The sequence below is a fragment of the Okeania sp. genome, from assembly GCF_983059655.1.
On the sequence record NZ_CEZPJD010000164.1, the window covers coordinates 1 to 12,417 of the forward strand.

Below are 12,417 nucleotides of genomic sequence, written 5' to 3' on the forward strand. Positions count from 1 at the left end.
TAAGTCCACAATAATTATTAGCAGTAACTACAAATACAAAAATGTCACAACCGACTATTGAATCAATCCTACAAGAAAAACGCCTTTTTCCCCCACCCACAGAATTTGCTCAAAAAGCAAATATTAAAAGCATAGAAGAATATAAACAACTCTACGAAAAGGCTAAGGCTGATCCAGAAGGATTTTGGGCAGGACTAGCCGAAACAGAATTAGACTGGTTTCAGAAATGGGACAAAGTCCTCGACTGGCAGCCACCTTTTGTTAAATGGTTTGTTAATGGCAAAATCAACATTTCCTATAACTGCCTCGACCGTCATCTTACCACCTGGCGACGTAATAAAGCAGCCCTGATTTGGGAAGGAGAACCCGGAGACTCTCGCACCCTTACATACGCCCAACTGCATCGGGAAGTTTGCCAGATGGCTAACGTTTTCAAACAATTGGGAGTGAAAAAAGGCGATCGCGTGGGTATCTATATGCCGATGATTCCTGAAGCAGCCATTGCCATGTTGGCCTGTGCAAGAATAGGTGCTCCCCATACTGTTGTCTTTGGTGGTTTCAGTGCTGAAGCTCTCAAAGATAGACTGGTTGATGCTGAGGCTAAGTTAGTAGTCACTGCCGACGGTGGTTGGCGCAAAGATGCCATTGTTCCCCTCAAAGAACAAGTAGACAAAGCTCTAGCCGCAGGTGCCCCTACTGTGGAAAATGTGCTAGTGGTTAAACGCACTGCTCAAGAAATTCAGATGGAGCCTGGGCGCGACCATTGGTGGCATGATGTCCAAAAAGGTGTTTCTGGAGAATGTCCAGCGGAACCGATGGATAGTGAAGATATGCTATTTATTCTGTACACCAGTGGTACTACTGGCAAACCTAAAGGTGTTGTACACACTACAGGGGGTTATAACCTCTATACTCATGTTACTAATAAATGGGCGTTTGACTTACAAGATACAGACGTATATTGGTGTACTGCTGATGTAGGCTGGATTACAGGTCATAGTTATATTGTCTATGGTCCTCTTTCCAATGGTGCCACTAGCTTAATGTATGAAGGCGCACCAAGAGCTTCTAATCCTGGTTGTCTGTGGGATGTGGTAGAAAAATATGGCGTTACTATTTTTTATACTGCTCCTACTGCTATCCGGGCATTAATGAAAATGGGAGAACATCATCCCAATTCTAGAAATCTTACTTCTTTACGGTTGTTAGGAACAGTGGGAGAACCGATAAACCCTGAAGCTTGGATTTGGTATAACCGTGTTATTGGGGGCGATCGCTGTCCGATAGTTGATACTTGGTGGCAAACTGAAACTGGTGGGTTTATGATTACTCCTTTACCTGGTGCTACTCCGACTAAACCAGGTTCGGCGACTTTGCCTTTCCCTGGCATTATTGCTGATATTGTCAACCAGGAAGGTGAGTCTGTGGATGGTAATAATGGTGGTTATTTGGTGATTAAGCATCCTTGGCCGGGAATGATGCGGACTGTTTATGGAGATGACGACCGTTTCCGTCGTACTTATTGGGAATATCTACGCCCGAAGAGTGGAGAGTATATTTATTTTGCTGGTGATGGTGCCCACAAAGACGAGGATGGTTATTTTTGGGTTATGGGTCGTGTTGATGATGTGATTAATGTGGCTGGTCATCGTCTGGGTACTATGGAAGTAGAGTCGGCATTAGTTTCTCACCCTGCTGTTGCTGAGGCGGCAGTTGTTGGTAAACCTGATGAGGTTAAGGGTGAAGATATTGTGGCTTTTGTGACTTTAGAAGGCGATCGCGAACCAGATGAGGCTTTAGAGAAGGAGTTGAAGCAGCACGTTGTCCAGGAAATTGGAGCGATCGCTCGTCCTGGTGATATTCGCTTTACTGAGGATTTGCCTAAAACTCGTTCTGGTAAGATTATGCGAAGGTTGTTACGGTCTCTGGCGGCAGGTCAGGAAATTGCTGGGGATACTTCAACGTTACAAGACCGGAGTGTATTAGATAAGCTACGGAGTGGAGCGTAAGGGGCGTTGCTGAATACTGGGATGATTTCGGCTGACGCGGGGACACGGGGACACGGAGAGACGGGGACACGGGGATTATGGTTTCTGCTCTGGTGACAAAATCATCCCGCAATTATGCAATGCCGCCTAAGGAAGTCAGAAGTTAGAAGTGAGTGTGTAATTCTGAGGTTGCCTACGGCGCTTTTATCGTGCGGAAATGGTTCCGCACACATCGTCTTCAGAATTTAAGACACACTTCATTACGGTCAGAAGTTACAGCAGGTTCCACCTTGGTGAGGTACACCCCGAAGCGAGCAAGATGCTCGCACTGGAAACATTTAATTTTTCATATCTGTACTTCATATACTTGGAATTTGCTGTATATCATGTCCGGATAATTAGCGATCAAAAAAAACTGCTGGTGGTGCATTGTCATGGTTGTGCATTGCATTATTTTTGTTACGAGAACAGTGGGAGCATCTTGCTCCCGTGCCAAACATCCCTTGTTCCTTGTATACCATTACGCAAGCAGGACTACCAAAAAACTTTCTCTTTCTTCTTCTTTCTTCCCTCCTGACTCCTGACTCCTTATTGGGTGTGTTGAAGCGCACCCTTTAAATTGTTAATAGAAAACCAGGCTTAACAATACCTTTAACTGTTGCAGTTCCCAATAAACCATCACGAGATTCAAACATTAATTTACCAGTAGATTTTTCTTTTGAATTTACAACATTAAAGACAGCACCTGTTGTTAATTCAGCGATTTTTTTGATATCTAATCCTCCTAACCAAATTTGAGCTTTATCGCCCTGAATTTCTGTAACTACTGCATTAGCAACAGGACTGTAATTTTCAGTCAAATATATAGCTTTACTATCTAATTTAGTACCTGTCTTAACTTCATAAAGTGAATTCTGTTTTAACCTAGCTGGAATTTGTCGATTAACATAAGCGATCGCCTCTTCTGGTATAGCTGTTTCTTGCCATAAATATTGTGTGAATAAATAACTAAAAATTCCAGCATGAAAATCAAGAATTTTTACATCTTTAGCAGTTTGAAAAGGTTTAGCCGAAGCAAAAACCACTCCTTTTGCTACACCACTTTGATAACCTTTCACAAATTCTTCCTCAGACATATCAAGCCGAGATAACCATTTTTCTTGATAAGCTTTTTCTTGGGATACAATTTCTATTTTTTCTCCTCCTGCACGAGAGCGAACTGTAAAATCTCTAGTGGTCATTCCCGAAAAACAACTATCAAGAATTCCGGTAAAATTTTCTGTCTTTAAAGCTGATGTGAGTAGAAACAAAGTATGCCCCATAATATCATTAACAGTACCACCAGCATTAGGATATCCTTGAGGCAAAGAACTATCAACCGGAACTAATGTACCACTTAAACCACTACCATCCATCAAAGAGGTTTTGACAATAGGATTAGGATCTTTGACGCGGGAACCATGTCCGGAATAGTGAAAAACCGCCACATCTCCTGGCTTTGCTTGTTTAATTAAATGTTCTTCAAATGCTTCTAAAATCCCTTGGCGAGTTGCTTGTTCATCAGTAATTATATAGATATCTTTTGGATTAAAACCAAAACGATGAATTAATAGATGACGTTGCATTTCTGTGTCATTGACACAACCTCTTAAAGGCGCTTTTTTGTATTTATTAATTCCTACTAATAAAGCAAGTTTGCGTGGTGTACTTTGAGCTAATACTTTGCCATAATTTTCGGCTTGGGAGAGAAACTTAAATTTACTTATGCCAAGAGTAGCAAGCATTGAACTGGCAAATTGGAAAAAGTTACGGCGGGAGATAGGAGACATTTTAAATCATTCCTGATTTCTGGATTTTGCTAAAATTTTAAACTAATTTAAGTTATTTTATCCCCTTAAAAGGGTCGACTTTAAACCAGAATTGTTGAATAAACAATTATTAACTATCAACTCTTAATTATTAATTATTAATTATTCATTATTAATTATTCATTATTCAGTAAGCTGCTGCAAGTTCAAATAAATTTGGTTGACCATAACTAAACAAATGTCGAGGTCTAGCTAAACTAGCAGAAAGTAAATTTTTATCTCTAATTCCTGGACTTCCTCCATGTTGAATAATTTGGTCTGTATGAATAGCTTGAGTAATAATTTCATCTATCCAAATAGGTTCTTTCATTTGGCTAACTCTCGCAAAGGATTTTTATATTTTTCACTTCCTTTTTTATAAATAGCCATAGCTTTTTCAAAATTAGCTTTGTTAGTTTGATTAGTCTCTATTTCTTGAGTATCAGAATCTTCTGGTACAAGAATAATAACTCGCACATTTATAGGAGTATTTATTTCTAGGGGATGTTCTAAAATAAGATTTCCTTTATCATCAATTTTTCCATTGGTTTCTATTGCTTTCATTGTGCTGATATTAATTATTTAGTGATTATTAGAAATATTCTAACATCAACTTGATCAATTAATCCGTAGGGTGTGTTAGCGATAGCGTAACGCACCATTGACTTATACCATTTCTCCATGAAGTTGCGCTTAATAAAAGATAACAACTATTAGTAAAATTCAGGTTTTGGTAAGAATTATTAAGCGCATTGTTACAGATAAATGGTATTAGGTGCGTTACGGTGCAACAAGCTCTTTGAGATATAATATATTTTCAATGATAGCGCCTAACGCACCCTACAAATATTTACTAATTGTCAAACACCAACCTAGTGGTTGCTATACTTATGATAAACCGGGTTTTGTGTGAACTGAATATTAAACTTTCTTTATTCTTACTTTTGACTTTTGACTTTTAACTTTTGACTTTATCTCCACTCTCCCTGCACAACAAACGGTGCCCAATAATAGGGTGCTTTCCAATTTTCTGAACTCAACATTTCTAACTGAGTTTCTCTCATCGCCTCTACAGGATTTTTACCTGTTTCTAATATTTTCCGATAATAATTTTGCATTAATTTAGAAGTCGAATTATCTGCCACACTCCATAAACTTACTACTACTCGTTTGGCTCCCGCATACATAAATCCTCTAGTTAAACTGACTAATCCTTCTCCTCTAATTTCTTCGCCGATTCCCGTTTGACAAGCACTTAATACTACTAATTCTGCTGGCATTTCTAAATTAAAAATATCGTTTAATTGTAAAAATCCTGGTTTTCCTTTACCAGTTTTGTCATACAAAGAAAGTACTAATCCTGATAATTCAGGTTGAGTTTCATTTAATAGTCCGTGGGTAGCTAAATGTACTATTTGATATTCAGATAATTTGGGATTTATTGCGGTTTCTCGATTAGCATCGAAGTCCAAGGATAGTTGTTCTAAATTGTCAGGAACTAATGCTAATATTGCTTCTGCTTCTTTACGAGTTGCTTCTAAACGACGGAATGATAAAGCTATAAAATCTCCTATAGAACGTTTTAATGCCATTCTTGTTAAATCATTATTTTTTGTTTCGGTTTGATTTTTTGTCTGAGAATCTGTTTTTAACCTGGGGTCGTTATCTTCAAATACTGGGTCGGCAAATACTGCTACTTTTTTGGGAGCGGGGGTTCTGCCTTTGACTTGTTTTCTAAGAATATCAATACTTGAAGCTGAGGGTAAGGTGACAATTTCATTGTTAACAATTAAGGGTTGATAGTTGGTTTTGTTTAGATTTTGTGGTTGTGGTAAAGCTGCAAAAGGAATGGTCTGTAAGATTCCATCTCCTACTATTAATAGTCGTTTATTTTCTAATTTATTTGCTACAGACGACAATAAGATTTCACTTAATTTATTTCCCGTTTCTGGTACTGGGGAAAGAGAGGTGATTTCTTCTCTAAATTGTTTAGCTAATTCTTCTATTTCCTTTCTTGGAGGTAGTTCATAACTGCTAATTTTTGTGGGAGTTACTAACCATAAATAACTACGGTCTTCTCCCAGAGAATATTGTAAAAGTATGCTTTCTTTGTCGATGACTTGTTGTTGAATTTCTGAGGCAGTTAGGGGGTCTGGATATTTGAGGTTAGCGTAACGAGGACTGCTTTGTTTAATTTTTACTTCTAGTTGTTGGAGTTGGTTTGTGAGGGTTTCTATTTGTTGTTTGAGTTCGTCGAGGTTGTATCCAGGGGTGTTGAGTTGTCGTGCTTGATCTAAAGTGTTGAGTTTTTGCAGTAGTTGTTTTTCTTGGGCAAGGAGTTGGGGGTCTACTCCGGTTTTGATGTCAGCTCCTGATTCTGCTAGGATGTCTAATAGACTTCTGGCGCGACTGCGTTCGCTGGCATTTAATGCTTTGGCATCGTAGCCTTGGTTGGGGTTTTGTTTATGGAGTTGCATTAGGAGGTCGATGTAGAATTGATAGTAACCTTGAACTGTGGCAAAGTAGGATGTACGGAGGTCTTGAGCAACGATTTTGGTGCGTAGGTTTTCGATTATTTTTATGGATTTTTCTATGAATGTTAGGCTTTCGGTGAGGTTGCCTTGGTCTCGTTTAACCTGAGCGATGTTATAGAGAGTAATAGCCTCCCCTGCTTTATATCCCACTTGTCGCGATAGAGTCAGGGATTGATTGTAGTGGTTGAGTGCCTTTTGTTTTTCTCCTAAATCATTGTAGACACGGCCAATATTATTGAGAGTCCCAGCTTCCCTTGTTTGATCTCCCACTTGTTGTAATAGTGGTAGGGATTGATTGTAGTAATTAAGTGCCTTTTGTTTTTCTCCTAAATTATCGTAGACAAGGCCAATATTATTGAGACTTGTACCAACACCAGATTTATTTCCCACTTGTCGTGATAGTGGTAGGGATTGATTGAGGTAATTGAGTGCTGTTTGTTTTTCTCCTAAATTATCGTAGACAAGGCCAATATTATTGAGAGTGGCAGCTTCCGCTGATTTATCCCCCACTTCTTGCCATAGTGGTAGGGATTGATTGTAGTAATTAAGTGCCTTTTGTTTTTCTCCTAAATCATTGTAAACAGCGCCAATATTATTGATAGTTGTAGCAACACCAGATTTATCCCCCACTTGTCGCGATAGAGTCAGGGATTGATTGAAGTAATCGAGTGCCTTTTGTTTTTCTCCTAAATCATTGTAGACAGCGCCAATATTATAGAGAGTTGTAGCAACACCAAATTTATTTCCCACTTGTCGTGATAGTGGTAGGGATTGATTGAAGTAATCGAGTGCCTTTTGTTTTTCTCCTAAATCATTGTAGACAGCGCCAATATTATAGAGAGTTGTAGCAACACCAAATTTATTTCCCACTTGTCGTGATAGTGGTAGGGATTGATTGAAGTAATCGAGTGCCTTTTGTTTTTCTCCTAAATCATTGTAGACACGGCCAATATTATGGAGAGTGGCAGCTTCCCTTGTTTTATCTCTTACTTGTTGCAATAGTGGTAGGGATTGATTGTAGTAATCAAGTGCCTTTTGTTTTTCTCCTAAATCATTGTAGACACGGCCAATATCAGTGAGAGTCCTAGCTTCCCCTGTTTTATCTCTCACTTCTCGCCATAGAGTCAGGGATTGATTGAAGTAATCGAGTGCCTTTTGTTTTTCTCCTAAATCACTGTAGACACGGCCAATACCAAGAAGCGTCAAAGCTTCCCAGGTTTTGTTACCAGCTTCCCGATAAAGTTGCAGTGCTTTTTCCGATATTTCTATTGCCTGTTTTTTAGATTCTGCTGTTCCTTGTTTAAGTAGTTCATATCCTTGCCTCAATAATTTTTCTGCTTCCACATTGGGGTCTGTCTGAGCTATAACTTCTCCCCCATTGACAATATTGGGCAACATTAATACAGGAAAACTGATATTAAATAACATCAGACTATTAACACTGAGAATAGACAACCACCTCTTAGGAAAAACCATAAATTTAACCCTTTCCTCACAACTAGAAATTTTCATCTATTATATTTCTAGTTTCAAGGAAGATATGCAATTTCAGTTATCAGTTATCAGTCATCAGTTATCAGCTCCCATAAATGTCCTACGAGAAACTGAGTTTGCCTAAACTCAATATTGAACTCTGGATTAAGTCGCTTGTTTTATGGCACGACAGCGATCAAACCAAATTGACGAATATCAAATAATAAAAGGTAAAGTTGTATACACTAATATTTTTCCTCTGCCCCCTGCTATAAGATTGTTCTCATTGATCGATCGCATAGATTTTTCCAATGACAAGCGCTACCTTACAATCATAGAATCTTGTAAGGTAGTACCTATAAAATATATAGTTGTAATAATATACGTTAAACGGATGCGTAAGCTTGTTCTAGTTGAGAACCAACTTGAGGAACAGACAGAGCATTTATATCGTTAGCTTCACCAGAACACTGCCAGAAAGCTTGAGCTACTCCTAAGTATCCTCTGGATACTTTAGAAACACTTATAGCTGTACCGATCACTGTTGGTAAACAAGGACTGGGTATGAACGTTGTCAAAAAGGTATTAACCATAGAAAACAACACTATAGTCCAAAAAAATCCTAATGCGGGTAACAAAACTAAGTCAAGCGTGACGAAGCGACAGATGCGCTTCCATACTGCCTGTTGAGGTATAACAATAACTACGGCAAGCGTCGCAAAAAAGGGAATATTCAGTTTTTCTAACATTTTCTAGATCGATCGTCAGAGTCAAGTTTATCGGGCGCAACAAATCAGACCTATACCAACCAAGGATACTGAATTGACAATCTGTCTAAATTTTTATAGAAAGTTGACTCTTCATTCTCCTCTCATATGCCTACGAAGTTAGCTGACGGGCTAGGGTTGAGAGATTCCCTTCTCTGCATCTTTGTTTTTCTACATTCAAAGACTTCTTCTCAGAGATAAGCCCCCTGTATTTGGTTCCTCCGCTCCAGCGACACTCTCACTGTGTCTTTACTTACTAGATTAGGCTGACTGTCTTTTGCTTTTAATATTATCTTAACTTGTTCTATCAGGTTTGTCAACACTTTTTTATAGAATTTTTTTTAAATTGTATCAAAGTTTTCAGCCTGTAATTTAAGAAGATGGTTAGTAAAGTATGAAACTGTGGTTATACTGTTGCTCCAACAAGATTGAGGTACACCTATATACTTCTAATACTGAGGATAGTTTTCCGCAAAGTTTTAAATTTAGTGATTTATATTGCAAATCACTAATTCCATTGTTAGTTGTCACATATTGATAGTGATTTTAATCACCAAATATAGTCAGTGCGATCGCTTACTATCTTAATGTTGCATCACCGTGTAAAAATAGATAATTAGTCATACTAGAACTGTAGAATTTAAAGGTAAATATTATGTGTGTAGACCCTCCTGTCCATCTTCTTCCATGTGCATTAGGAGACCTTTTTGCTCAAGCTAATGAAAACGGTTACATTACCATAGCCGACCGCTATGGATTAATGGCTGCTATATTTGATGAATCTTTACAAGAATACGAAAAACGCTCAATAGACCGACTAATTCGTGCAATTTATAGAGGAAGGATTAAAGTAGTTGATGAAATATCTGTTGTAGTATAAAAATATACTTAATTAAATGGTGAATTTTACTATTATTTAGAAACTTTATGCATCAGAATTCCGATTGACAACCTCTATAATTCTCTATAATTTTACCATTAAAGCAATCTCTATTTTTTGTCATTAGAGCAATCTCCTTTTTTACCACTAGGTAGAATAGCTCCACAAAAATCTGTTTGCTCCAATTTTGCCTGATTAAGATTTGCATTAGATAAATTAGCTCTATTTAACTTAGCTTTCTCCATATATGCCTGGTACAAATCAGCCCAAGATAAGTTAGTATCTGTCAAATCTGCTTTTTGCATAGTTGTACCATGCATAATTGCACCTGATAAATTAGCCCCTACTAAATTTGCTTCAATCAAATTAGCACCGCTCAGAATAGCACCTCTTAAATTAGCTCCTTTCAAGTTAGCTTTTTGTAAGTTAGCCCCTAGTAAGTTAGCTTCACTTAAGTCTGCTTCGCTTAAGTCTGCTTCGCCCAAGTCACAACCTTGACACTCATAAGTGTTTAATAAACGCTGAATAGTTTTGATGCGTTCCATAGAATTAGATTTAGGTTGAGCAGATACTGGAATAGTTAACCAGAATACGGTTAATAATGTCGTTGTTAATAAGTATAGAGATCTCATGTTTTACTTCTGAAGAAATTACTGAATTTAATGTTAGATATCTGATTTTGCTAGCATCATATCATAAAAATTACATCATTATTTGTACTCATTTTCATAACAACCCTATCTCAGAAGTCAGGAGTCAGAAGTCAGGAGTCAGAAGGCATAGAATCAAGAAAGGATTTGAACTATTCAATTTTTAAATTTGTATTTATATAAAACATCTGTATTTAGAGGAAGTAATTTTGCAATTACTGTGATAACCGGATTTTATATAAAACCATTTTAAAAAAAGAATGTTACAAATAATAAGCATAATAAAAAGACTTTCAAATAAAGTATATTTGACGAAAAAGATAATTTACAACATCAAAAATGGTATTAAATCTATCCATTCTAGATTTTGAATTATAATAAAGATCCCAACTATTTGTAGCAAACATCTATCAATTTGGTATAAAATCCTATCCAATTGTTCTTTCTGCCTTCTGCCTTTTACCTTACATTCATTCCCTCTATTGCCTATTGCCTGCACGAAGCGCTATAAGTGGGATAAATTAAGGGTCTAGGGAAAAATTGTGTTAGATATTAGACAAATTCGAGAAAATCTGGCAACTGTACAAGAATTACTCAACCGTCGTGGAGACTACGACTTACAGCCAATTCTAGAATTGGATGAGCAACAGCGACAACTGGAAACAGAGCGATCGCAACTCCAAGCTCGTAGTAACCAGATCGGTAAACAGGTAGGAGAAAAAATTAAATCAGGCAGGGACTCTAAGGGGCCCGAAGTTCAAGCTTTAAAAGATGAGGGAAATCAAATCAAAACCCAACTCAGCGAACTAGAGCCCAGGGAAAAAGAGATAAAGGCCAAAATAGAAGCCTTGCTCTTACCTCTTCCTAATTTACCTAGTGAGTCTACACCTTTAGGAAAAAGTGAAGCAGAAAACATCGAAGTCAAACGTTGGGGCGATGAATATATACCCCAAAATCCAAAAATTATTCCCCACTACGAAATTGGGGAAAAACTAGGTATTCTTGACTTTGAACGAGGGGTAAAAATTGCTCAAAGTCGCTTTGTGGCATTAATAGGAGCAGGAGCAGCATTAGAGCGTGCCATCATTCAATTTATGCTCAACCGCCATATTCAAGGTGGCTATGTTGAAGTTATGGCTCCATTATTAGTAAATAGTCAGTCTTTGACAGCTACAGGCCAACTACCAAAATTTGCTGAGGATAGTTTTAAGTGTGAAGCAGACGATCTATGGTTAATACCTACCTCCGAAGTTTCAACCATGAACTTGTATCGGGATGAAATTTTAACTGCGGAACAACTACCTATTTATCACTGTGCTTATACTCCTTGTTTTCGTCGAGAAGCTGGTGCTTATGGCAAAGACACTAGGGGGTTAATTCGACTCCATCAATTTAATAAAGTCGAAATGGTAAAAATTGTGCATCCCGATCGCTCTGAAGAAGAGCATCAAAAATTGGTGGCAGATGCAGAAGCTATTTTACAAGCACTGAAGTTACCTTATCGAATTATAGAATTGTGTACTGGAGACTTAGGTTTTTCTGCGACTAAGTGTTATGACTTGGAGGTGTGGTTGCCATCATCAGGAACATATAGAGAAATTTCTAGTTGTTCTAATGTGAAAGATTTTCAGGCACGTCGGGCAAATATTCGGTTTAAGGAAGGAAAGAAAAAAGGCACTAAGTATGTTCACGCTCTGAATGGATCTGGTTTAGCAGTAGGACGAACTATGGCGGCTATTTTGGAAAATTATCAGCAGGTTGATGGTAGTGTAAAAATACCAGAGGTGCTGCAAGCTTTTATGGGGCGTGAATTTTTGTAATTGTGATGTGAGGAGATGGGTTCTTGAGGACACTGAGAGGGGGAGACACGGTGACGCGGAGATAGGGTGTCATATTATGTCCGGATAATTAGTGATAAAAAAACTTTCTCTTTTTTTAGGTGCATAGTTGGGTAGAACAATCTTTGGACAATTCTTACTCCTACCTCCTACCTCATTTCCATTTCTCCTGTCTTTCTCTCCTGGGAGGGGTTATACCATTTTGAAAAAAGAACGTTACGAATAGTTTGGTCAAAAAAAATGGTTAAAGTCAGATGTATATTTAGCACTTGGAGAATTATGTCATGGTCAAAAATGAGAATAACAGTTCAATCTAGCTGACTACTGGCTACTGACTATTGGCTACTAGAAATAGTTCCAGTATTTGTAGCAAACATTTACCAAACCAGTATTTGTAGCAAACATTTACCAAATTGGTATTAGGGGTGGGTTGCCTCCTA

General features: G+C 37.9%; 10 protein-coding genes and 1 riboswitch. Of the genes, 3 read left to right on the forward strand and 7 right to left on the reverse strand.

Translation table 11 applies throughout. The annotated features are described in order from the left end of the window. The first annotated feature begins 41 nt into the window (after positions 1 to 41). Positions 42 to 2,009, forward strand: a complete 1,968-nt coding sequence (gene acs, locus AC3DU7_RS11580; RefSeq protein WP_488039500.1) for an acetate--CoA ligase — start codon at positions 42 to 44, stop codon at positions 2,007 to 2,009. Between the two features lie 377 nt (positions 2,010 to 2,386). Here acs and AC3DU7_RS11585 read toward each other — a convergent pair whose 3' ends face one another. From AC3DU7_RS11585 to AC3DU7_RS11610, 6 genes are all read right to left on the reverse strand, one after another. Further along, positions 2,387 to 2,599 (reverse strand): hypothetical protein, encoded by a 213-nt coding sequence (locus AC3DU7_RS11585; RefSeq protein ID WP_488039501.1) that lies wholly within the window; start codon positions 2,597 to 2,599, stop codon positions 2,387 to 2,389. 3 nt (positions 2,600 to 2,602) lie between these two features. Beyond that, positions 2,603 to 3,817 (reverse strand): caspase family protein, encoded by a 1,215-nt coding sequence (locus AC3DU7_RS11590; protein ID WP_488039502.1) that lies wholly within the window; start codon positions 3,815 to 3,817, stop codon positions 2,603 to 2,605. A 166-nt stretch (positions 3,818 to 3,983) separates the two neighbouring features. Beyond that, the gene (locus tag AC3DU7_RS11595) at positions 3,984 to 4,166 is read right to left on the reverse strand and encodes a hypothetical protein (RefSeq protein WP_488039503.1); all 183 of its coding nucleotides are present in this window, start codon (positions 4,164 to 4,166) and stop codon (positions 3,984 to 3,986) included. Then, positions 4,163 to 4,399: a type II toxin-antitoxin system RelN family antitoxin gene (locus tag AC3DU7_RS11600; RefSeq protein ID WP_488039504.1), complete on the reverse strand. Its 237-nt coding sequence runs from the start codon at positions 4,397 to 4,399 to the stop codon at positions 4,163 to 4,165. The genes AC3DU7_RS11595 and AC3DU7_RS11600 overlap by 4 nt, the downstream gene beginning before the upstream one ends. A gap of 407 nt (positions 4,400 to 4,806) precedes the next feature. Further along, entirely contained in the window at positions 4,807 to 7,881 is a 3,075-nt protein-coding gene (locus AC3DU7_RS11605; RefSeq protein WP_488039505.1) for a CHAT domain-containing protein, read from the reverse strand. Positions 7,882 to 8,228: 347 nt separating this feature from the next. Then, positions 8,229 to 8,591, reverse strand: a complete 363-nt coding sequence (locus AC3DU7_RS11610; RefSeq protein WP_488039506.1) for a hypothetical protein — start codon at positions 8,589 to 8,591, stop codon at positions 8,229 to 8,231. A 112-nt stretch (positions 8,592 to 8,703) separates the two neighbouring features. After that, positions 8,704 to 8,887: riboswitch (cyclic di-AMP (ydaO/yuaA leader) on the reverse strand. Between the two features lie 377 nt (positions 8,888 to 9,264). Here AC3DU7_RS11610 and AC3DU7_RS11615 point away from each other — a divergent pair. Continuing rightward, a complete protein-coding gene (locus tag AC3DU7_RS11615) occupies positions 9,265 to 9,489 on the forward strand; it encodes a hypothetical protein (RefSeq protein ID WP_488039507.1) in 225 nt (74 codons plus the stop codon). A 110-nt stretch (positions 9,490 to 9,599) separates the two neighbouring features. On the opposite strand, the gene AC3DU7_RS11620 is transcribed toward AC3DU7_RS11615, so the two are convergent. After that, positions 9,600 to 10,121, reverse strand: a complete 522-nt coding sequence (locus AC3DU7_RS11620; protein ID WP_488039508.1) for a pentapeptide repeat-containing protein — start codon at positions 10,119 to 10,121, stop codon at positions 9,600 to 9,602. Positions 10,122 to 10,681: 560 nt separating this feature from the next. Here AC3DU7_RS11620 and serS point away from each other — a divergent pair. Beyond that, a complete protein-coding gene (gene serS / locus AC3DU7_RS11625; RefSeq protein WP_488039509.1) occupies positions 10,682 to 11,959 on the forward strand; it encodes a serine--tRNA ligase in 1,278 nt (425 codons plus the stop codon). Positions 11,960 to 12,417: the final 458 nt, after the last annotated feature.